The sequence below is a fragment of the Chlorogloeopsis sp. ULAP01 genome (assembly GCF_030381805.1).
In the GTDB taxonomy this organism is placed as follows: Bacteria; Cyanobacteriota; Cyanobacteriia; order Cyanobacteriales; family Nostocaceae; genus Chlorogloeopsis.
The window spans coordinates 471,272-494,447 of record NZ_JAUDRH010000002.1; the positions used below are offsets into that span (position 1 = coordinate 471,272).

Annotated in this window: 21 protein-coding genes; 14 read left to right on the plus strand and 7 right to left on the minus strand. The window is 41.1% G+C overall.

Annotated elements, in window-relative coordinates; genetic code table 11:
* Positions 1–216 precede the first annotated feature (216 nt).
* On the plus strand, positions 217–2,079 hold the full coding sequence (locus tag QUB80_RS05720) for a sbcc family protein (RefSeq protein WP_289788518.1): 1,863 nt from the start codon (positions 217–219) through the stop codon (positions 2,077–2,079).
* An 11-nt stretch (positions 2,080–2,090) separates the two neighbouring features.
* Here QUB80_RS05720 and QUB80_RS05725 read toward each other — a convergent pair whose 3' ends face one another.
* Positions 2,091–2,867, minus strand: a complete 777-nt coding sequence (locus tag QUB80_RS05725; RefSeq protein ID WP_289788519.1) for an ABC transporter permease — start codon at positions 2,865–2,867, stop codon at positions 2,091–2,093.
* A gap of 543 nt (positions 2,868–3,410) precedes the next feature.
* Here QUB80_RS05725 and QUB80_RS05730 point away from each other — a divergent pair.
* The gene (locus tag QUB80_RS05730) at positions 3,411–4,535 is read left to right on the plus strand and encodes a DegT/DnrJ/EryC1/StrS family aminotransferase (protein WP_289788520.1); all 1,125 of its coding nucleotides are present in this window, start codon (positions 3,411–3,413) and stop codon (positions 4,533–4,535) included.
* A 70-nt stretch (positions 4,536–4,605) separates the two neighbouring features.
* Here QUB80_RS05730 and QUB80_RS05735 read toward each other — a convergent pair whose 3' ends face one another.
* The 3 genes from QUB80_RS05735 to QUB80_RS05745 form a co-directional block, all read right to left on the minus strand.
* A complete protein-coding gene (locus QUB80_RS05735; RefSeq protein ID WP_289788521.1) occupies positions 4,606–5,358 on the minus strand; it encodes a DUF561 domain-containing protein in 753 nt (250 codons plus the stop codon).
* Positions 5,359–5,472: 114 nt separating this feature from the next.
* Positions 5,473–5,664 carry an AtzH-like domain-containing protein gene (locus QUB80_RS05740; RefSeq protein ID WP_289788522.1) on the minus strand — a complete coding sequence of 64 codons (192 nt, stop codon included), beginning with the start codon at positions 5,662–5,664 and terminating at the stop codon, positions 5,473–5,475.
* A gap of 82 nt (positions 5,665–5,746) precedes the next feature.
* Positions 5,747–6,028, minus strand: a complete 282-nt coding sequence (locus tag QUB80_RS05745) for a DUF4278 domain-containing protein (protein ID WP_289788523.1) — start codon at positions 6,026–6,028, stop codon at positions 5,747–5,749.
* Between the two features lie 186 nt (positions 6,029–6,214).
* Here QUB80_RS05745 and QUB80_RS05750 point away from each other — a divergent pair, with 186 nt between their 5' ends.
* Positions 6,215–6,526 (plus strand): hypothetical protein, encoded by a 312-nt coding sequence (locus QUB80_RS05750; RefSeq protein WP_289788524.1) that lies wholly within the window; start codon positions 6,215–6,217, stop codon positions 6,524–6,526.
* 116 nt (positions 6,527–6,642) lie between these two features.
* On the plus strand, positions 6,643–7,209 hold the full coding sequence (gene dps / locus QUB80_RS05755) for a DNA starvation/stationary phase protection protein Dps (RefSeq protein ID WP_289788525.1): 567 nt from the start codon (positions 6,643–6,645) through the stop codon (positions 7,207–7,209).
* Positions 7,210–7,502: 293 nt separating this feature from the next.
* Here the strand turns inward: dps and QUB80_RS05760 are convergent, their stop codons facing one another.
* Complete coding sequence (locus QUB80_RS05760; RefSeq protein WP_289788526.1) at positions 7,503–7,871, minus strand: four-helix bundle copper-binding protein; 369 nt, start codon at positions 7,869–7,871, stop codon at positions 7,503–7,505.
* A gap of 519 nt (positions 7,872–8,390) precedes the next feature.
* Here QUB80_RS05760 and QUB80_RS05765 point away from each other — a divergent pair.
* From QUB80_RS05765 to rppB, 8 genes are all read left to right on the plus strand, one after another.
* Positions 8,391–9,125 carry a DUF305 domain-containing protein gene (locus QUB80_RS05765; protein WP_289788527.1) on the plus strand — a complete coding sequence of 245 codons (735 nt, stop codon included), beginning with the start codon at positions 8,391–8,393 and terminating at the stop codon, positions 9,123–9,125.
* 375 nt (positions 9,126–9,500) lie between these two features.
* A complete protein-coding gene (locus QUB80_RS05770) occupies positions 9,501–11,150 on the plus strand; it encodes an efflux RND transporter periplasmic adaptor subunit (protein WP_289788528.1) in 1,650 nt (549 codons plus the stop codon).
* Positions 11,151–11,184: 34 nt separating this feature from the next.
* Positions 11,185–14,265 (plus strand): efflux RND transporter permease subunit, encoded by a 3,081-nt coding sequence (locus QUB80_RS05775; protein ID WP_289788529.1) that lies wholly within the window; start codon positions 11,185–11,187, stop codon positions 14,263–14,265.
* 279 nt (positions 14,266–14,544) lie between these two features.
* On the plus strand, positions 14,545–15,147 hold the full coding sequence (locus tag QUB80_RS05780; RefSeq protein WP_289788530.1) for a DUF411 domain-containing protein: 603 nt from the start codon (positions 14,545–14,547) through the stop codon (positions 15,145–15,147).
* A gap of 84 nt (positions 15,148–15,231) precedes the next feature.
* On the plus strand, positions 15,232–15,729 hold the full coding sequence (locus QUB80_RS05785) for a hypothetical protein (RefSeq protein WP_289788650.1): 498 nt from the start codon (positions 15,232–15,234) through the stop codon (positions 15,727–15,729).
* Between the two features lie 478 nt (positions 15,730–16,207).
* On the plus strand, positions 16,208–16,855 hold the full coding sequence (locus tag QUB80_RS05790) for a DUF305 domain-containing protein (protein ID WP_289788531.1): 648 nt from the start codon (positions 16,208–16,210) through the stop codon (positions 16,853–16,855).
* A gap of 37 nt (positions 16,856–16,892) precedes the next feature.
* The gene (gene rppA, locus QUB80_RS05795; RefSeq protein ID WP_289788651.1) at positions 16,893–17,597 is read left to right on the plus strand and encodes a two-component system response regulator RppA; all 705 of its coding nucleotides are present in this window, start codon (positions 16,893–16,895) and stop codon (positions 17,595–17,597) included.
* Positions 17,584–18,966, plus strand: coding sequence for a two-component system sensor histidine kinase RppB (gene rppB / locus QUB80_RS05800; RefSeq protein WP_289788652.1), 1,383 nt, complete (start codon positions 17,584–17,586; stop codon positions 18,964–18,966). Before rppA ends, rppB begins: the two co-directional genes overlap by 14 nt.
* On the opposite strand, the gene hisC is transcribed toward rppB, so the two are convergent.
* Positions 18,915–19,979 (minus strand): histidinol-phosphate transaminase, encoded by a 1,065-nt coding sequence (hisC, locus tag QUB80_RS05805; protein ID WP_289788532.1) that lies wholly within the window; start codon positions 19,977–19,979, stop codon positions 18,915–18,917. The two genes, rppB and hisC, sit on opposite strands and share 52 nt — an antisense overlap.
* Before the next feature lie 928 nt (positions 19,980–20,907).
* Here hisC and QUB80_RS05810 point away from each other — a divergent pair.
* Positions 20,908–21,177, plus strand: coding sequence for a hypothetical protein (locus QUB80_RS05810; RefSeq protein ID WP_289788533.1), 270 nt, complete (start codon positions 20,908–20,910; stop codon positions 21,175–21,177).
* 172 nt (positions 21,178–21,349) lie between these two features.
* Here the strand turns inward: QUB80_RS05810 and QUB80_RS05815 are convergent, their stop codons facing one another.
* A complete protein-coding gene (locus QUB80_RS05815; RefSeq protein WP_289788534.1) occupies positions 21,350–22,255 on the minus strand; it encodes a LysR family transcriptional regulator in 906 nt (301 codons plus the stop codon).
* 103 nt (positions 22,256–22,358) lie between these two features.
* Here QUB80_RS05815 and QUB80_RS05820 point away from each other — a divergent pair, with 103 nt between their 5' ends.
* Positions 22,359–23,159 carry a methyltransferase domain-containing protein gene (locus QUB80_RS05820; protein WP_289788535.1) on the plus strand — a complete coding sequence of 267 codons (801 nt, stop codon included), beginning with the start codon at positions 22,359–22,361 and terminating at the stop codon, positions 23,157–23,159.
* Positions 23,160–23,176 lie beyond the last annotated feature (17 nt).

Genomic DNA, 23,176 nt, shown 5'->3' on the forward strand with positions numbered 1-23,176 from the left:
CTATTTCACGAAAAGGCTGATATGGATGTACCCCACCGCCTACGGCACCTCCCCTTACTAAGGGGAGGTTGGGAGGGGTTGAATATGAATCACTCAAAAAGTGAAATGGTATAAGCAATGGTTGATTGAATTGTATTTTTACATTCAAAAAAATCAAAATAGCTGCTCTAACAAACTTAAAGAAATTCAAACTATATAAATCAACAGGGTAGTTTTATGACAGTAGCAGTCCTACAGGAAGATTTACAATTTATAGCGCAAATTTTGCAAGAACAGCTGCGGGCAGAAATTCCCTCTGGTGACTTCTTCCAAGTAAAGTGTGCAGTCAAAAACGATCAGATCTTGATTTTGGTTCAACATCCAGACGCTGTAACACCTGATACTGAAATTGTTTTTGCGGTGCTTGAGGAGGCACTATATTCACTACCAACCCACCGGGAGCAGCAGGTAGAACTCTTTTTGAGAGTAGCTGGAGTGAAATTACCTTACACGAAACGTTCCTTAATATGGAGTAATGCTAATCCACAGGAAATTAGAGAAGAATCTACGAGTGAACAAGTAGAAGTAATAGAAATATTGCAAGAAAAAGATGAGATGGAAAGTTCTCCAGCAATTTCTACTTCCAACTCCCACCCAAATCAACAGTTGTTACTCTCCAGTACTCCTGATTCCAAGCCAACACAACTGCAATTTCCTCCAATCACAGATATTCCTGTTGATGATGTTGATCAACAACAGGAGGAGCAATTTGATCCAATGGCAGGTGCGCCCGATTTTTCCTCCTATACAAAGCTCAAACAGAGAAGACAAATCCAAACTATTGTGTTAGGCGTATTTGCGATCGCTATTGCAGGTTTCGGTGGGGGAGCTTACTTGTTGACTCGCCCTTGTGTGATCTCTGAATGTAAAGAAATACAAACTGCACAAAATTTACAAAACTCATTGCGCCAATTAATCCGCAGCGTTAAATCTGAGCAAGAATTGACAAATATTCAACAGCAACTTTTGACAGCAAGTGTACAATTAGAGGTTATTCCTAGTTGGTCGCCACGTCATCAACAAGCAGAAACACTGGCAGCAAATCTATCTACACATTCAGAAATGATTACTCAAGTTGTCAAGGCTTTTGAGAATGGTTCATTTGCGATACAAAAAAATCAAGCCCCAGCCAAAAGTATTGAAGAATTAAGAACTAGACAGCAGCAATGGCGGCAGGCGATCGCGCCATTAGAGGCTATTAATGGCAATAATGAACTATATAGCTTAGTACAACCAAAATTAGCGGTTTATCGCACCAAACTGCAAGCACTGAACCAGCAATTGCTTGTGGAAGAAAAATGGCTCAAACAACTAGCAACTGCAAAAGATACAGCTTACGCCACAATACAACGGGAATCTACAGCCAAATCGTTATTAGAATTGCAAAAAGTCCAAGCTAATTGGCAGATGGCAGTTAACATATTAAGTTCCATTCCCCAATCTAGCTCTATACATCCAGAAGCACAAAAACTTTTAGTAGAATATAAACCCAAACTAGCAACTGCACGCGATCGTGCCACTAAACAACTATTAACAGCCAAAAGTTATCAGCAAGCCGTTAACGCTGCCAAAATCGCTAAACAAAACGAGAAACAAAATCAATGGCAGGCGGCTGTATCTCATTGGAAGCAGGCTTTAACTATCGTCAAGCAAATCAATCAAGATAGTTTGTACTACAACCAAGCTCAAAGTTTAATCGAACCTTATTCAAACTCCCTTAGCCAAGCAGAAGAAAAACTCGAAGCTGCCAACTTTTTACAGCAGATCCGCGCCGACTTAGAAAAAACCTGTGGTGGCGAAATTCGAGTCTGTTCCTTTAGCGTCACAGAGCGAGAAATCCTTGTCCGCATTACTCCAGAATATGAACAAGCACTAAATATCAGCTTGAATCAAAGGGATCAAAATAATGTTGCCACTGTTACAAGTCACTTACAAAGTTTACAGCAAGCTCTAGAGGTAATTGGTGATAACGCAAAATTGGCAGTGATTGTCTTTGATGCCCAAGGTAATCAAATTCACAGCCATATGCCAGGAGGTTAAGTGGAAAAACCCTATCTAATTAACTGGGCGGCGGAGTTAAAAAATAAACGGCTCAGTCCCTTTGTTAATAAAATGATTGTCAGCAAGTTAGCAAAAGCGATCGCAAACATAAACAAAATTTGGTAGGATACGGCATCAAGAGCACTTACCTCACTCAACAGTTGTCCGGCGACAAACCCTGGTATAGTAACCATGCCAATGATTGCCATTTGATTGAGCGTGGGAATTAAGCCAGCGCGAATAGCCTCTTGACGATACCGTGCCACTGCAAGCTCTGGAGTGGCACCCAAACTCAAATGAGTTTCGATTTCTACCTGGTTATTATTCATAGCACTGACAAACCTTTCTCCGGCGATCGCTGCTGCATTCATCGCATTACCCAAGACTATTCCAGCCAGGGGAATTAGATACTGTGGTTCGTACCATCTATTTGGTTGCACAATTACAAGATTGGTGTAAACCACCGTTAAAACTGTACTGACTAAAATTGAACCCCACACTAAAGGTAAAACTTGCGGTATTTTTTGAGTGATGCGATTTCGTGCGACGATAGCTGTAATCGTTAGCAATACACCTAGAAACACCAAAATACCCCAGACATTGTCAAAAGCAAAGATGAAATCTAAAACGTATCCCAATACTGCTAATTGTAGGATGGTTCTGCCAGCAGCCAAAACTAAGTTAAGTTCTAGTCCGATTCTTTCCCAAGCCGATAAACCAATCGTTATAACTATTAATGCGGTAGCACTAACCAAATCAACAAAATCCAGATTAATTAGTTTCTGCATAAATCTTTTACTTTGTTAGTTATTATTTTGGTAGTAGTTTTTGATTAACTACTAACTACTGTACGGGCGGGCTGAGAAGATAAATTATCAGTTGAAACGGAAAGATTATCAACAAAATACGCCCCTACTAACTAACTATTTTTTGTGGAAATTGCCAGTATCCTAGAAAATTTAATCATAGATATTGGCTCTTTTGTTGAGATTATCTTTTAGCCAGTTATTAATAGCCTACCAAGAATCAGAATGCAAAATTTCACTGAGCTTCTAAATCATTTATGACAAATTTTTCAAGACACTTCCAATGAAAAATTTTTCATCATCAAGCATAAAAATCTCTTTCCCTATACCCTATACCCTGTCCCCTGTAGCCTGTCTCCTATTTTCAAGACAGATATGTGATGGTGTAAATTCTGCCACTCTGCTAGTAGCAGTAGTAAAACTCTTGAGGTAGTCTATTAGAACATTTAGCAGTAGCTATTTGATTCACAGTCAATCAGCAAATATCCAGCATAGGCTTCTATTTTGACATAAAATCACGAACTCATGATTAAAAGTGAAATTTCCATTCCTGCGTTTGATATTAAACAGCAATACACCACGATTGAAGCAGAAGTGAGTGCAGCTGTATTGGATGTTCTGGCTTCGGGTCGTTATATTGGTGGTTCAGTAGTAGAGGGCTTTGAACAAAAGTTTGCTGCTTATACTGGTGTGAGTGAATGTGTCGCCTGTAATTCTGGTACTGACGCACTATATTTAGCACTCAGAGCTTTTAACATTGGTAAGGGTGATGAAGTTATTACAACGCCTTTCACTTTTATCGCTACATCTGAAGTCATTAGTGCAGTAGGTGCAAAACCTGTATTTGTTGATATTGATGCCACTACATTTAATTTGGATTTACAGCAAGTAGCCGCAGCAATTACACCTAATACTAAGGCAATTATCCCAGTTCATCTATTCGGACAACCTGTGGATATGACTGTATTGATGGGTATAGCTCAAGCTCACAATCTTGTCGTCATTGAAGATTGCGCCCAATCAACAGGAGCAAGCTGGGATCAGCAAAAGTTAGGTAGCATAGGACATATCGGTTGTTTTAGCTTTTACCCTACCAAAAATCTCGGTGGTTGCGGCGATGGTGGAGCGATCACAACAAACGATCCAGAAATAGCTGCCAAGTTACGGATACTCAAAGAGCATGGTCAAAAAACTCGTTATATATATGAAGATATTGGTATAAATAGCCGTTTGGATGCAATCCAAGCGGCTATTCTACAAATAAAACTACGTTATCTGGATATTTGGAATCAGCAACGACAGGCGATCGCGTCTCGCTATCATCAATTTATCAATCAAGTTCCTGGTATTATTGCACCCCAGGAATTAGCTGGAGGTGAAGGAGTTTGGAACCAGTATACAATTCGCGTCCTGAACGATAAACGTGACTTGGTACGCTCTCAACTCCAAGAACGAGGTGTAAATACAATGATTTACTATCCTCGTCCTTTGCATTTACAGCCTGTATATACAAGCCTGGGATATCAAACAGGACAATTGTCAATAGCAGAACAAGCCTCACAAGAGGTTCTTTCCTTGCCCATGTTCCCCGAACTTTCTCTTGAAGAGCAAGATCAGGTGATTTATAGCCTTAAGGATTGCTTGAGTTAGAGAGATTGGGTATTCAGTTACCAGTTATCAGTTAACATCAATAGCCCTGATAACTGTTAACTGTTTTCTGTTAACTGATGAAGTCTCTAACCTCTACACAAGTTGCCAGGGCTTCTACTAAACCGCGAACAGCAGCAATCATTGCCACTTCACTATTGAGTTGGTTGATGGCAGAACCAACACCAACTCCAGCAGCACCAGCAGCGATCGCCAACGGTGCGGTGACACTAGAAATTCCAGAAGCACACAATACTGGTACTGAAACTGCACGAGAAATTTCATAAGCAGCTGCTAAGGTGGGAGCAGCTTTTTCAATTAAGCCCAAACTGCCAGGGTGAGTTGGGTTGCTGCTAGTACCACCCTCGGTTTGGATGATATCTGCACCAGCTTTAACTAATTCTTCTGCTAACTGTACTTGTCGATCCAGTGTCAGGATGTGGGGAACAGTTACAGATAAGGTAATTTCTGGTAGCAAAGCGCGGGTTTGGTAAGTCAGTGCTAAAACTTCCTCCGCCTCAAATTTCCGTCCTTGGGCATAAAAAGAATCGAAATTACCGATTTCAATTAAATCTGCACCCTTGTCTACAGCTTGAACAAACTTTTCTGGATCTACCGCAGATACACAAATAGGTAAATTTGTCAAGCTTTTAGCTAATTTTATGAGGGTTGGATCAGCAGCAATATCGATAAAAGTAGCACCACCGTAGTGTGCGGCTTTGACGGTGGCAGCAACGCTGTTGGTGTCAAAGTTATTCAAACCGCTGATAACTTTGAGGGCGCAGCGGTTAGCAAATGCATATTGGAGAGTAGGATGCATTGTCATGGTTTATGTGGTCAATCTACGAAAATCGCAAATAACGATTATTCTAGCGTTCTCCTGTTACCTCTTAGCCTACTTTATACATTTAGCCAAACCGCGATTTTCTCGTATTTAAATTTATGCTGGCAAAAATGAAACGTTTGCAGAAACTACCTTCCATCCCTTTGGCAGCCTATCCCACATTTGACTTTGTCGCCCCAAACGCTCCACACCGTCAACAACTCGGTGAAACTCTAAAGTCACTGCTGCCGCATCTGAATCTATATTTAAATTTGTTAAACGTTTTAGTTTTCCCAAGTGGTTCACCATGCAAATATAGATTACTGAAAGCTGACATACAAATTTATCTTGGTTTGGCAAACCACTAGGGCAAAAAAATGTTGTTAAGATTTTAAGTCTCAAAGAGTGAAGGTGTGGTGAATTGTGGAGTGCTGACTGGTGGAGTAACTACGGTAACTTCTCTGTGTACAGCTTTATTTACGAAGTAAGTAACTCCTCGATACATTAATTTCTGGGTTACTCGTGTTGCAAGAATATCCATCGGCTTAGGATTAGGATTGACACTATAAACAATCCCACGGTAAATCATGTCAGAAGCTGGTTTAAATTCACTATTGCTTGCAGATTTTGTTGGATCGTATTCGTAGCTAGCGCCGCGATAGTAAAGTTTCATAAAGTTGATTATCCTCGTAAATACACGCTTATCAGCCAAATCAGGCTCGATATTGAGCTACAAGCTTATAATTGGTTTTTACGGAAATCTTTCCAGAAAAAAGCAGAATTAAGAAAATACAGCAGATTTCAACTTCGTGAGGTACAGAAATACCCCACCCGCGAAGACAGCGCACCCTCACGCCAGGTGACGCCAGGTGCTACCCTGCGAAAAGCCGCCCTCCGGGCGTCTACAACGCGCTTAACCCGACGCCAGGTGACGCCAGGTGCTACCCTGCGGGAAGCCGCCCTCTGGGCGTCTACAACGCGCTTAACCCGTCCACCGCACTGGCTCCCCTTGCCAAGGGGAGGCTTAGGGAGGGGTGTACCTCATGTACTTGCAAAACGCTGTATTGACTTGAGAGCGATCGTGCAAAGGAGGCGATCGCTTCTAAATATTTGTAGCTTGAGCGAAACTGAGCAATTTAAACCCGCTCTTGCTAATACAATTCTTTTCTAGAATGCATTTATTTTATAGCGGCAAGAGAAAAATACCATCTGCCGCCAGAGAGTTTCGCGCAATGGTCTTCTATTTGTAGACTTGTTTTATCGATTCCATAAAAGAGAGTGACAACCATGAGCACAAATAAACTGTCATCACGCCTTTATCCAAGCCGCATCGATCTTCCTGCCGATGCACGCACCAAAATTGTTGAACTTCTCAACCAAACTCTGGCAGCGACTTTAGATCTCAAAACTCAAGTAAAGCAGGCGCACTGGAATGTCAAAGGAGCCGACTTCTATCAACTGCATGAAATGTTTGATGAAATGGCAGGTGAACTAGAAGAATACATTGATATGGTTGCGGAAAGAGTCACTGCTCTAGGTGGCTATGCTTGCGGTACAGCTCGCATGGCAGCTGCTAGCTCCATATTGCCAGAATATCCAACTGATATTTTAGAGAGCATGGAACACGTCACTGCTTTAGCAGAGCGCTTCGCATCCTACGCTAAACACATTAGAGAAGCGATCGATACAACCGATGAGTTAGGTGATGCTGATACAGCTGATCTTTATACTGAAGTTTCTCGCACAATTGACAAGCGACTGTGGTTCTTAGAAGCTCATTTACAACCAGCAGAAATTAAATCAGAAAATGGTGCTACAGCTGCTAAGAGTCAACAGAAAGTAGGTGTGAGATAAACACAGGTAATATTTAAGTAATTTTCGGGGCATAATATTACATCAGTTGAAGATAAGTCCGCCAAGAAATAATAAATTTTTTGGCTAAAAGCTAAAGTCAGTTAAAACTGACTAAGTAAGATTTTCAGTCAGTGTAAACTGACTTGAACTATAAGCCTGGAATTGAAGTTCCAGGCGTTTTATTGTAGTTCTAGGTTCACTTCAGCCTACAAGCTAAAGGTCTAAGGCTATTATAATCAAGCCTGCCTTTGCAGACTTTGTCTTATAGCCACACCTTTTAAGGTGTTGGCTACTTATGCCCTTGCCATTGCCATTTGGCGACAAGATTCAGCACAACGGCGGCACATATCAGCGCAAGCTTTCATTTGAGCATCATCACCCATGCGATCACAATCTTGAGCGCAACGCTCACACACTTCAGCACAAACGCCGCAGGTACGTGTGTGGAGTTCAGAAGTCCGAAGCATAAAATTAGCGCTAGTTTCACAAATTTCAGCGCAGTCGAGTAGTAACCGGATATGAGATTGTTCTGCGTGATTGCCGCCTTTTTGTAAGCAGTATGTCACCGTATTCATGCAGATGCTATGGCAGTCTAAGCAGTTTTGAATGCACTCCTGCATTCCTTGATTAACTTGGTTCAAAGTGAGTTGTTGTATAGCCATGATCTCAACTTCTCCAATTGCTTAGGTTGACAGGCAAAATTGCCTTTAGCATCACCTTAAAAAGTTGTAAGTATGTTTGCCTCTCACTAATGGGGTAATAAAATTTCTACCGATAGAATAACCGGAATTTCATGCCAATTTCATTTTTGTATGCATAAGTAAATCAACATACGTAAACTAAAACACAGAACCCCGATTTATCTAAAAAGTCAGGATTCTTACAATTCAAGATATTTATAGACAGTAAAAAATCAATCATAATTTCAAATTGTTCAAAGAGAAAAGATTCACTAAAAACTAAGATTTCATTTTAATTTCATTTTTGTATGAAACACTAAGCATTTAGTGTCTAATAACGAGCTAGATAAATCACACAACGCTCGTCATGAAAATATCTTTTCTCTAGCCCCTAGCCTCTAGTTCCTAGCTCCTTTTTTCAAGACAGCTATTCTAATAGAACATTGCAGTTGACACTCCAGTTAACTGGAGATTTCAAAATGGAGAAGGAAAGTTCTGAGTATGGATGTTAAGCCTATGCAAACTATTTCTTGGAAAACTGGATTTCTTGCATTTGCTTCTGTAGCGATCGCATCTCTAACAGGCGGTGTATTAACAGCCTGTTCTACAACTGCTTCCCAAAACCAAAGCCAGATACCCAACACTACTACGACTGCCACTGATGCTAGCGGCAGGCAACATATGAATCATGACAGTATGCATCATGGTCATGGTATGAACCATAACATGGTAATGGATTTAGGCCCGGCTGATGCTAATTATGATTTGTACTTTATTGATGCAATGATTCCCCATCATCAGGGAGCAGTAGAAATGGCACAGGAAGCACAGCAAAAATCCAAACGCCCTGAAATCAAAAAGCTAGCCGACGAAATCATCAAAGCCCAGAACCAAGAAATTACTCAGATGAAACAGTGGCGCACAGCCTGGTATCCCAACGTTGGAAATAAACCAATGGCTTACGATACCCAACAAAGAAAGACGGTAGAAATGTCATCACAGCAAATAAAAGACATGATGATGAGTACAAACTTGGGTGCTGCCGATCAAGAATTTGACTTGCGCTTTATCAATGCAATGATTCCTCACCATGAAGCTGCTGTGACTATGGCTAAAGATACCTTACAAAAGTCTCAGCGTTCTGAAATTAAGAAATTGGCTCAAAATATTATCAGTTCGCAAGATGCAGAGATTAACCAAATGAAGCAGTGGAGAAAAGCTTGGTACAACCAGTAAAACCAAGCATATAGCCGACACCTTAAATGGTGCCGCTACACAGACAAAGCCTGCCTTTGCAGGCTTAGTTCTGATAGTCTCAGGTTTTAGCCTGTAGGCTTGAGTGAAGTGTATTGAGTTCTAGAGTGATTTTGAGAGTGATCGCAACTCAATTTCATCTTAATTTCATTTCTCAGTGAAACATTAGTAGAAGAGTATTTTTAAATCCAATACCTTTGCCAAAATCTAACACCCTAGAAGGGTGTCGCTATACGGACAAAGGCTGCGGAGGCAGCCTGTAAGAATTACAGCCCATGGAGATGGGCTTTGTTTGTGTAGCCTCAGGCTTCCAGCCTGTGGGCGTTTCTCTCTGTATTCAAGGAATTTTGAAGCGCGATGTCTAACTCTGTGCGTTCCCAACCACCTATATTAATTAGTTGTGTTTCTGGTACATTAGCAAGCCTGCTGTTACTAGCAACTCCCACAATTGTTATGGCACACGCCGGGCATGGAGATGAATTTCATCAAGGAAACCAAGCCACTCCAACTACTAACTCAATTAAAGTTGATGCCCAAACAGCGCAACGGTTGGGAATTAAAATTGAGCCAGTCAAACGTCAGCGCCTCGCAGTTGGCATTAAAACCACCGGGCAAATTGAAACTCTCCCCAACCAAAAAGTAGAAGTAACAACTCCTATTTCTGGAGCGAAAGTAGTTGAATTATTGGTAGAACCTGGTGTATCAGTAAAAAAAGGTCAACCCCTTGCTGTTTTAACTAGCCCTGATTTAGTGACACTGCGAGTTGAATCACAAGAAAAACTAGCACAAGCTCAAGCTGACTTACAACAAGCACAAGCAGACTTAAGATTAGCTCAACAAAACTACGATCGCTATCAACAAATAGCTGACTCTGAAATTGCTCAAGCCCAAAGCCAAGTCTCATTTGCCCAAGAAAAGTATGACAAAGACAAGCAGTTAACCGATGCTGGTGCTTTGCCTCGTCGCAATGCCCTTGAATCCCAAACTCAATTAGCCCAAGCAAAAGCCGAACTAACCAAAGCCAATAGTCGCCGCGATGTCATCGAGGCAGAAAATCAACTCAAACGCGCTCAAGCAGGGGTGGAAGTAGCAAAAAAACGTATAAGTCTCAGCAATACTACTTATGAAACGCGCCTGCAACAATTGGGAAATAGCGCTAATGCGAAGGGACTAGTGACGGTAACGGCTCCGATTTCCGGTAAAGTTGCTGACAGAGAAATAACTATCGGTCAATCCTTTGAGGATGCAGGTGGCAAGCTCATGACAATCGTGAATGATAGTCGAGTTTTTGCTACAGCTAATATTTATGAAAAAGATTTAGATAAGGTAAGAACTGGTCAGAGAATTAGGCTAAAAGTTGCTAGTATGCCTGAGCGTACCTTTTCTGGACGAATTTCCCGAATTGGTGCAGTAGTAGAAGCAGAAACGCGAGTTGTATCAGTACAAGCAGAAATTAATAATATAGGTGGGCAACTCAAACCGGGAATGTTTGCAGAGCTTGAAGTTATGACAAATCAAGCATCAGACGCTCAGTTGGTGATTCCTAGTTCAGCTGTAGTTGATGTAAATGGTAAAAAAACTGTCTACGTGCAAAATGGTAATGCTTACCAACCGATTGAAGTCAGCTTAGGGCAAACTTCCGGAGACTTAATTGAGGTAAAGACTGGTTTATTTGAGGGAGATTTAATAGTTACTCAGCGTGCGCCCCAACTTTATGCACAATCATTGCGGGGTGGTGCTAAGACAACAGATACAACAAAAGAAACTCCTGCACAGGCAACTGAAGTTAAAACATCTAGCTTACCAGTACCGCTGTGGTTGCTAGGAGTAGGTGGAGGAGGTGTGATCGCTACCATTGCTTTCATGGCTGGTGTTTACATCACAAGTCGTCGCAATCAGTCGCAGCAGCTAGTACTAATAGGCAGTTCGTCGGAGTTAGATACTTCTGCTCGTGATACAGAAACTCATCACATTTCCAAAAATTCGACCACAGATGGACACCGATAAACACCGATAGGCACTATCTTAAATTGAACTAAATATGTTAAATGCTATTCTCAAGTGGTCGATTGTCCAACGTTGGATAGTGGTGCTAGGAGCTATTGTTGTTACCTTTTTGGGTGTGTATAACCTTACCCAGATGCCCCTAGATGTCTTTCCTGATTTTGCCCCACCCCAAGTAGAAATTCAAACCGAAGCTCCAGGACTTGCTCCGGAAGAAGTCGAGTCTTTAATTACTTTACCAATAGAAAGTGCAGTTAATGGTACGCCAGGAGTAGAAACGGTGCGTTCTTCCTCAGCAGTTGGTATTTCTGTTGTGAAGGTGATTTTTAAATGGGGAACTAATGTTTATCAAGCGCGGCAATTAGTGACAGAACGGTTGCAACAGGCGCTGCAAAAACTACCAGAAGGTGTGGAAAACCCGCAAATTTCCCCGATTTCTTCTCCTATTGGTACGGTTGTGCAATATGCTTTCACTACCGAAACAACTCCAATGATGGAAGTGCGGCGTTTGGTTGATCGAGATATTACCAACCGACTGCTAGCTGTACCGGGTGTTTCTCAGGTGATTGCCTATGGTGGTGATGTTCGCCAGTATCAGGTTTTAGTCGATCCAGCCAAGCTCAAGGCTTTTAATGTCACCCTCGAAGAAGTAACAGCAGCAGCCAGAGGTGCAAATGTTAATGCTGCGGGTGGCTTTTTGATTAATCCCGATCAAGAAATTGTGATTCGTGGAGTAGGGCGTATAGATTCAATTGAGCAACTGGGAAATTCCGCGATCGCAGCTCGCAATGGTACGCCGATTCTACTCAAAGATATTGCTGATGTGCGCATTGGTGCAGCCCTCAAGCGTGGAGATGGCAGTTTAAACGGTCAAAGGGCGATCGTAGTGATGGTTAACAAGCAACCCCAATATGATACTCCGACTGTCACACGAGCGATCGAAAGGGCAATGGAAGAGGTAAAAGCTGGTTTGCCCAAAGATGTCAAAGTTATAGAAACTTTTCGCCAAAATAATTTTATTGATGCAGCGATTGAAAATGTTACCAGTTCTCTACGTGATGGTACTATCATCGTTTCGATTATCCTGCTGATGTTTTTGATGAACTGGCGCACCGCAGTTATTACCCTTAGTGCCATTCCTTTGTCAGTTTTAATTGGGATGATGATTTTGGGCTGGTTTGGTCAAGGTATTAATACTATGACACTAGGGGGTTTAGCTGTAGCCATTGGTTCGGTAGTCGATGACTCTATCGTCGATATGGAAAATTGCTACCGAGGTTTGCGCAAGAACCAAGCAGCAAGCAATCCAGTACATCCCTTCAAAGTTGTCTATGATACTTCAGTAGAAGTCAGAGTTAGTGTAATTTTTTCTACTATAATTATTGCCGTTGTCTTTGCGCCGATTTTCTCACTGACAGGCGTGGAAGGTCGGATATTTGCACCGATGGGAGTTGCCTACTTAGTGTCAATTTTTGCTTCTACTTTTGTAGCAATGACCCTTTCCCCTGCGTTGTGCGCGATTTTATTAGCAAATAGACGCTTACCTGCGGATGACACTTGGGTGAGTGCTTTATCGCAAAGATTTTATCGACCAATGTTACATTTTTCGATTCGCTTCCCTACAATTATTTTGGCGGTGGCGGGGGCATCTTTAGTAGCATCTTTGGTTATTCTCCCAAGTTTGGGGCGAGTATTTTTGCCTGAGTTCCAAGAACCTTCGTTAGTAAACGCAGTTCTGCTTTATCCAGGCAGTTCCCTAGAAGCAACCAATCAAGTTGGATTTGTGATGCAGGATGCTCTCAAAAATGATAAACGATTTAAATCAGTGCAGTTAAGATCTGGACGCGCTCCTGGTGATGCAGATGCAGGTGGAGTTAACTTAGGACATTTAGATGTAGAACTGAGTACAGAGGGATTGAAAGATAGGGAAGGAAGTATTGAGAAACTACGAGCCGAATTTGCGAAAATACCCGGAGTTGCACCGAATATCGGCGGTTTTATTTCTCACCGCATGGATGAAGTTTTATCTGGCGTGAGGAGTGCGATCGCAATCAAAATTTTCGGTCCCGATTTGGAAGAATTACGCCGTTTGGGGGCAGAAGTTCAAACAGCAGTAAGTAATATTTCCGGGCTTGTAGACTTACAACTCGAACCCCAAGTCCCAATTAAACAGTTGCAAATTAATTTTAACCGAGAAGCAGCAGCTCGCTATGGCTTAACTGTCGGTAATTTGACTGAGATGGTAGAAACTGCTCTCAATGGCAGAGTAGTATCTCAGGTTCTCAAAGAGCAGCAATTGTTTGACTTGGTGGTTTGGTTAAAAGAAGATGCTCGCAATAACTTAGATATTATCCGCAACTTACTAGTAGATACTCCTACAGGTCAAAAAATTCCTCTCGCTCAAGTCGCCAGTATAGACTACGGAACTGGCCCCAACACAATTAACCGGGAAAATGTTTCTCGCCTCATTGTAGTGTCTGCAAACGTATCAGGTCGAGATTTAGGTTCTGTAGTAGATGAAATTCAAGCCCAAGTCAAAAACTCAGTAAAACTACCCACAGGTTACTTTATTCAATACGGCGGTCAGTTTGAATCAGAACAACGAGCTACTCATAATTTACTGGTATTTGGAGGACTGGCAATTGTCATCATTAGTATATTAATGTACTTTGCCGTCAATTCTGTTGCAGCGATGTTGATGATTATGATTAACTTACCTCTGGCAGTAGTAGGGGGAATATTTTCGATTGCGATCGCAGGTGGAATCGTCTCCGTAGCTTCATTAGTCGGCTTTATCACCCTTTTTGGCGTAGCGACACGCAACGGCTTGCTGCTAGTAGACAATTACAACAACAAGCTGGCGCAGGGGATGACTTTACGGGAAGTAATTTTTGAGGGATCGATGGAGCGCTTGGTAGCTATTTTAATGACGGCTCTCACCTCCGCTTTGGGAATGGTTCCTCTAGTCATTGGTACGGGTGCGGGTAAGGAAATTTTGCAACCTTTGGCAGTGGTAGTACTGGGCGGGTTGTTTACTTCTACTGCTTTAACATTATTAGTTTTACCTGCTTTATACGCCAAGTTTGGCAAGTTGTTAATGCCAAAACAACTATCCTAAATTGACCATCTCATATCTTAAAATTTATTTCCCTCAGCGTTCCTCTGCGCTTCCCTCAGCGTCCCTTTGCGTTTAAAAATATCACACAAATCAATATTTTTAAATGAAAATCTATTGTAAAATTGTGCCTGATGTACTCAGTACCAGATATTAAAATCATTAGCAATAATTGAGTTGATTCTCCATTTACTGGAGAGTTTAAACTCGAAGAACTAGTTTGGAAATATGAGCAATATCAAATCATCATTATTCACAAAAAATTAGTGTAGGATTTTGACAATGAAAAAACATTTATCTAACTGGATGAATAAATTCTCTCGCCCTTTTATCGCAATAATAATTACTACTGGAATTTTAGTCACTTCTTATGCAACAGTTGCTGAGGTGAGCAAAGCAGATAATGTTAAATTGAGCAATAATTTACAAACAGTAGCCAGCAATTCTCAATTAATTTCCACCACAAGTATCTGGCATAAAGAAACTGAACCTTACTCAGATAAGCGAGAAATTACAGTTTATCGCAGTCCGGCTTGTGGCTGCTGTGGAGCCTGGATTGAGCATATGCAAAAGCACGGGTTTAAAATTAAAGCAGATATTAAAACTGACGAGATGGAGGCAATTAAGCAAAAGTACAACTTGCCTCAAGATTTAGCATCTTGTCATACGGCAATTATTGATGGCTATGTGATGGAAGGACACATCCCTGCCGATGATATTAAACGTTTTCTCAAACAAAAGCCCAAGTTTGTAGGTTTAGCCGTACCGGGGATGCTTGTAGGAACGCCAGGGATGGAATCAGGTAATAGAAAACAGCCGTTTTCAATTGTAGCGTTTGATAAAAAAGGTGAAGTGGAAGTTTTTAAAGAGTATCAAAATTACTAAGTTCGAGTTTCCAGATTTTTTGCTAAAAACTGTGGTTCACCTTATCTAAATTAAAATTAAATTGTTCAGATGAAGAATTATTTAATGCAATATCTGAATTTCAGTTTTGTACTCTTGGCAAGTGTTGGACTAATTTTTTTAGGCGCTTGTAGTAACAGCAATCAAACTGCTAGTACAGATAAAAATACTTCAGTAACCTCTAATTCCAGTTCTGGATCGCCAACCGCTTCTGCTTCACCTACAGCTAAAATAAATAACGAACATGGTGCATCAAAAGGCGGTCAAGTTGTAGAAACAGGAGCTTATCATTTAGAATTTGTACCTGAAAAAGATGCGAATGGAACTCATATGGATTTGTATCTGCTTAGAGGAGACAATCACGAAACAGTTCCTAACGCTAAAGTAACAGCTCAAGTTCAGCTACCTGATGGCAAACAAAAGAATGTCCCTTTCAATTATGATGCTAGCGGTAAACACTACACAGGCTTGTTATCAGAAAAAGCAACTGGACAGTATCAAGTGAAAGTTACTGCCGATGTTGGTGGTAAAAAGATAGATGGTCGTTTTAGCTTCAATCAATAATATATAAAAATTGGCGTTGCTGAATCTGGAATTGAATTTATCTCACGCACCAGACGCGTTAGACGCCCGAAAGGCGGCTTCCCGGAGGGTAGGCGCAGAGAGTAAGAGCAAGAGTAAGAGTTTCAAGGTACTTCTATTCTGCAATGCCTAAAAATCTATTTTAATTTTAAGAGTAGTTTTCTTTGCGATCGCATTGTAAACAAATAATATTTCATCTTGATTTCATTCGTGAATGAAAAACTAATAATATGGGCTTTTGTAAAAGGAATAACTCCAATAGATCAAGCCTAATAAGTAAAGTTTTGTTGCTATGATTAGACTCTCCATTTGAGTAGAGAGTTGACAATTAAAGTTAAGTAGTAAAGAACAAAATTAGAGAGAAATAGAACTATTTCCTCACAAGTTGCTCACAATATGTAGTTAACGTTCATGATAGAAACAAAATATTTAGTCTTCAGTCTTTAAAAAAGGTGAAGAGATGAAAAGCAGAAATTTGATTTATAGTCTGATAGGATTATTGAGCAGTAGTACTCTCGTAGAATTATTAATAATAAATAACACGCAAGCTCAGTCCCCAAATTCACAACATAATACTCATCACCCATCTACTCAAACTACCCTTCGGCAAAGAGGGATGATGATGGGTGCAGTCGATCAACATTTCATTGAAATGATGATTCCCCACCATCAGCAAGCAGTGGAGATGGCTAATCTAGCTTTAACGCGTGCTAAACATCTAGAAACAAAAAAACTAGCTCAAGCTATTAAAACAGAGCAAGCCCGTGAAATTCAACAAATGCGAACTTGGTACAAAGCATGGTACGGCAAAGAAGTGCCTGCTACCTCAATGTCTGGTATGGGAATGAAAATGCCCATGCATCATGACATGAGGGGCATGGATGTAGATTTAGAAGCCTTGAAAAATGCTCCAGATTTTGATCGAGAATTTATCAGCCAAATGATTCCCCATCACCAGATGGCTGTGATGATGGCACAGATGATGATTAAGAGTGGTACACGCCCTGAACTTCGCAACTTAGCTCAATCTATGATTAAAACACAAACGGCTGAAATTGCCCAGATGCGGCAATGGTATCAAGCTTGGTATCAGCCTGCTGCTAGATAAAGTCAACAATGATTTGTTTGGTTTAGAGCAATTTTTTATGAGGGTGCTACTTGTAGAAGATGAGCCGGATTTAGGTGCTGCAATTAAGCGAGTTTTAAATCAAGAAAAGTATGTGGTTGACTGGGTAACTGATGGTACTGATGCTTGGGCTTATTTAGAAAATAGCTGGGCGCAATATACGCTAGCTATTGTTGATTGGATGTTACCAGGAATATCAGGATTGGAGTTATGTCAGAAGCTACGTAAAAATAAAAATCCCTTGCCTGTTTTGATGCTAACAGCTAAAGACAGAATGGAAGATAAAGTTACTGGGCTGGATGCGGGTGCAGATGACTACTTAGTAAAGCCATTTGGGATGGCAGAATTACTAGCGCGATTGCGGGCGTTACAGAGGCGATCGCCTCACTTTCAACCGCAGGAATTAACTGTTGGCAACCTAACTCTCGATTACGGCAATAGTACCGTTACAAGTCACCATGCCGATCCAGACAAACAGCTAATACCCCTAACTAATAAGGAATTTCAGTTACTAGAGTATTTGATGAAGCACCCAAATCAAATTGTTACCACAGAACAAATTCGCAATCAACTTTGGGAAGTAAGTGCAGAACCTGTTAGTAATGTAGTAGCAGCGCAAGTACGTTTACTGCGCCGTAAATTAGCAAATAGTGGTTGTGGCAACCCAATTGAAACGTTGCATGGCATGGGGTATCGTCTCAATCTTACCGATGAATCAAAATAAACTGTTTCAAAATACCCGCCTTCGTTTAGCTTTATGGTATGCGATCATCATGGCTTTAATTTTAAGCCTGTGCGGATTTGGTGTTTACGAAGCGATATCCCATGCTCATTGGATGACTTTAGATCGAGAACTAGAGTCGGTGGCGGGAACTCTCCATGACACGATTGAACTGAAACTACAACAACCTGGAAACTTAGAACCAGTAATTCAGCAGCTTTTACCAGATATTTGTGTGATTGGTAAAAGCTGCACTCCAGAAAAATCGAGTTCTAAACGCCATATTTTGAATGCCATTAGCCAAGGCTACTACTATGTACGTTTTTTTGATAATTCAGGGCGTTTGATTGCCGTAGCAGGAAGCAATCCCCAAGGGCTATCCTCAGTTTTTAATCCTGAATCTTGGCAAACTCTAACAGATAACAAAGGCAATCTTTACCATCAAATTTCTTTTGTACTACACACTCAAGACAATAAAAATTGGGGCTATATCCAAGTTGGGCGAAGTCTGAAAGACTTTAGTGAATATCTAGATGCTGTGAAATTAATTTTAGCGTTGGGATTGCCGATCGCCATGGCTCTGATTGCGATCGCTAGTTGGTGGTTAGCAGGATTAGCAATGCAACCGATTTATCAATCCTACAGACAAATTCAACAATTCACGGCGGATGCAGCTCATGAATTACGAACTCCTTTAGCTGCAACAGGTGCGACTGTAGAATCAGCTCTTTTGATGCCGCAACTAGATGAAACAGAAGCGCGGGATATTTTACAAACTATACTGCGTCAAAATCAGCGGCTGACTACTTTAGTTGCAGATTTGTTATTGCTGGCTCGCTTAGACAGACAATCGCTAAAAACACGACAAGAAATTTGTTGTTTAAATGAAATTGTCAGCGACTTAATTGAGGAATTTGCCGCAATGGCATTGGCTGCGAAAATCACACTCACATCTTCTATCCGGGTGCATCAACCTTTAAATGTTGTAGGTAATAGCGAGCAGCTTTATCGTCTAATTTCTAACTTAATCGTCAATGGAATTCAATACACGCCACCACAAGGAATAGTAACTGTGATTTTAGATCGCAGTGACAATTATGCGGTGATTCAAGTTGAAGATACAGGTATTGGTATTCCCCAGCAAGAACTTTCTCGCGTTTTTAATCGCTTCTATCGAGTCATGAGCGATCGCTCTCGCACTACTGGCGGTTCTGGTTTAGGTTTAGCGATCGCCCAAGCAATTGTTCAAGCACATAACGGCAGTTTGAACGTACAAAGTAAATTAGGTGAAGGTAGTATTTTTACAATAAAATTACCTTTTTATCCCGCTCCACCATCAAGAAATTGGCTCAGTGCCTTCACTAAGACTTGATTCTGCTCATCAGTACCAACAGTGATGCGTAATTTATCATCCAATCCTGGTTGCTGAAAGTAACGTACTAAAATCAAGCTTTCCTTCAGCTTTTGATAGAGATATTCTGCATTCCCCTTTGGTGGCTGTGCCAACAAAAAATTGGTTTGAGAATCCCAAACACGAAAACCTAATTTTCTTAAATCTGTTGCTAGCTGAGTTCGCGATGCTTTAATCTTGGCTACACAAGTATTTTTATATTTTTGATCGGCGATCGCAGCTGCCCCAACTGCACAAGCGATCGCATCGATATTATAGCTATCCTTCACCTTAAACAATCCATCCAGCAGCTTCGGATTCGCTACCCCAAACCCCAACCGCAATCCAGCTAATGAGTAGCCCTTAGAAAGTGTCCGAATCGCAATTACATTTTCGTATTCCTGAACCAAAGCTAATGCATCTTCTTCGGCAAAATCTACGTATGCTTCGTCAATTACCAAAACCCCAGATAACTGAGTTGCTAGTTCTCGCAGTTCCTCAATTGGCACCACATGCCCCGAAGGACTATTGGGGGAAGCAATAAATGTTACAGCACCATTAACCGCAATCAGTTCTTTCAGGGGTAAGCTATAGTCTTCGTTGTGGGGAATTTCAACAACATCCGCAGCCTGCATTCCTGCTAATGTCTGGTATAACACGTAGGTAGGCACCGGATAGACTACCTTCCGCCCAGGTTCCGTACAGGCTCGAATCACCAAGTTCAACAATTCGTCACTGCCATTCCCCACAATAATCCAATCACTGGGAACTCCCAAAACTTTGCTCGCGGCTTGCCGGAAATCCTCCCCAAACGGTTGTGGATATCGCCGCAACCATTCCCCATCAATGTTCTGTAGCACAGCTAGTGCCGCCGGAGAGGGAGGATAGGGATTCTCGTTGCTATTGAGTTTGATAATTTGCGTACCCCGTTTGGGTTGCTCACCGGGGATATAACTAGCCATTGCATTGATATTGGAGCGGAAATAATTGGTCATTACTCTGTTTTGGAGCAGAATTAAACTTGTTTGGGTGGAAGAATGATGTAAAGTCTAATCTAACAATTCTTGACAATATCGTTTTTGCTCTCTACATCAAATCTAGAGTGTCAAGATGCTGGATATTTGCAATCAGCAATCACGATCTAAGTTAATTACAACCACAGATAGACACCGATAAACACCGATTTTATCTGTGTATATCTGTGTCCATCTGTGGTTGATTTCTTTGAAACTAGAATCAGTGCAAGAGTTTTAATGCATCCTTTTAGCCTTGATACGCCAGTTCAGTAGTTCGTAACGCATTGCAGGATTGTGGTGCGTCACGGCTAGTTCTTATTCTCTTAAACTCTCAAAACCTTGGATAGCCGTAACACACCCTACTTAACTGAACTACTTAACAATTACTTTTACTTTATAAATGATCTCTTAGGAATAATCCTTGGTGTTTCTATGTTTATAGCTGCGATAATCAGAGGTCGTATTCCTCTGCAATTAAGTAATAAATAGTTACAGCGTATGTACCTAATACTAGTTTTTATCCTCACATTTGTAACATTACGTAAATCTCTAAAAACCCAGATCCCCAGCTTCTTAGAGAAGTCGGGGATCTTACAAACTAAACAACTCTTGTTATAAATTCTTTACAACTTCTGGATATTCGCTGTCTATAGTTAAATCAACATATGAAATTACAGATATAACTAGCCCAGCGCAGATAATTTCAAAATGTTCGAGCTTCATTTTAGTCCTATTTCATCTTAATTTAGGACTAACAATCGTCTCTTTAACCGGAAATGTGGATGAACTGATTGTATTTGTATTTAACTGAGAAATAAAGCAACTGGTGAAAATGTCTGCCCACAAGAATTGATGTACAAAATGAACAACATTTTTATCGCACTCTATTGTGCAAAGGAGAATTCATATGTTGAGGAATACGGATGAATTACTTGTAGATATGTCAGAGTATGAAAACAAATCACTGGTTAAAAAATATCTACAAAACCCTTTCTCAATTGCATGGTCAAAATTGGCTGATCTAATTAAACCTGCCCCTACTGTCCCACCAGAAGACAACGCCTCTGAAGAATATAGAACAGATAACATCAGAGAGCAGTATTTATACCGCCCCTTCACAGACCGCATAGATCCATCGCTTTACTATACCATCTTCTCTCCTCACCAACGGTTTTAAAATGATGGTGAGTCAAAGCTAAGAAAGGCATTTGAGGCTATCTCATCCACTAAAAAGGCGCTGAAGCGCCTTTCATTTTGCTTGGCTTTAAGATTTGCTTATTTATTCCAATGGTAAATTACTACTGTCATAAATATTACTATAATTTCATAGTGAGAAGATAAGCGATCGCTCATTCACCTGTAGGAATTGATAGATTGCAAACACCCCTGACAACTTTGAGAAATTGTCGCATCACTGGTGTTTCTGCCTCTGGTTGCCAGACTATCGCTGTTTCTACTAAGGGTGTTACTTGGGCGATCGATCGATACACTACACCTGTTCGTTGGAGATTTTGCAAAGAAGACGGCACAATAGCAATCCCCATCCCGGCAGAAACTAGTCCAATGATTGTTTGCATTTGGATAGCTTCTTGTGCAACTTTTGGTGTAAAGTTACCTTGCTTGCACACAGCAATAATCTTGTCATAAAGTCCAATTCCCAAATGACGGGGAAACAAAATAAACCGTTCTTCGGCAAGCGATCGCACTGCTATCTGTTCTTGTTTTGCTAAAGGATGGTTTGCAGGTAAAGCAACAACAAGATTTTCTTGCTGAATGCACTCCCAACAAAGGCTGTCATCTTCCAAAGGCAAATGTGCAAAGCCAACTTGGATGCGATGATTGCATAAAGCGTGTTCCTGTTCTGTTGTTGTTAACTCCTGCAATCTCAATTCCACCTCTGGAAACTGTTGATGAAAAGCTTCTAGGATAGGGGGCAGAACATTATAAGTAACAGAACTGATAAACCCTACCCGTAATTGTCCTCTTTCTCCCCTACCCGTACTACGGGTTAACTCAATCGCCTCCTCAAGTTGGGCTAAAAGTTGATAAGCTTCACGCAAAAATACTCTTCCTGCCTCTGTTAGTTGTACTTGACGCTTAGTTTTGCGATCAAATAATTCCACTCCTAATTCCGCTTCCAGTTGTTGAATTTGCTGACTTAAAGGTGGTTGCGCTATGTGCAGTCGTTCCGCCGCTCGACTGAAGTGTAATTCCTCCGCTACAGCAATAAAGTAACGCAGATGTCGCAGTTCCATAGATTTGATATTTTAAAAGTTTTAATTAATCACAAATATATATTAGACATCTTAAAATTTTCTACCTATGATGCTCATACAAAAGCTTTCAGGAGTGAAAAAAATGCCGGAAAATTACACACCAGGCTATTCTGCCAATGCCGTAAACTTTATGGCGCAGCGCACAGCCGTATCTCATGCCGCCTTCTTCCTTCCCTATCTGCGTCCAGGAATGCATATATTAGATTGTGGTTGCGGCCCTGGTACGATTACTCTAGGTTTAGCAAGTGCGATCGCTCCTGGTACAGTCACAGCAATTGACCAAGCAGTTTCTCAAATCGAGCTTGCCTGGGATAATGCCAAAAAACAAGAAATCAGTAATGTTAATTTTATTACCGCAAATATTTATACCTTACTCTTTGCAGAGAATACCTTTGATGCTGTGTTTACTCATGCTGTTTTCGAGCATCTCCAGGAACCTTTGCAGGCTTTACGGGAACTGTGGCGAGTTCTCAAACCAGGGGGCATAATTGGGGTTCGTAGCCCAGATTGGGGAGGATTTTTGATGACGCCAACAACACCAGTATTGGATCGAGCAATGGCTTATTGCAAGTTTCTTCAGGAGCAGAATGGTGGTAATCCCTGTATTGGTAGAGAGTTATGCGCTTTATTGCGACAAGCGGGATTTATCAACATTAAAGCCACCGCTACTTATGAATGCTACGAGCCATTGAGTTTGCCTGCCGAATATTTAGCCTTAAGAATAGAAGCCTCAGCAGAGATTGAGCAAGCTATAGAAAAAGGATGGGTTGATGGGCAAGCATCGCTGTTGGCAATGAGTGAAAGTTTACGGGAATGGAGTCGGCATCCAGATGGGTTTTTTGCTCAGACTTGGTGTGAAGTGGTTGGAAAAAAGAGCGTGTAATTTAGGAGGGATATACG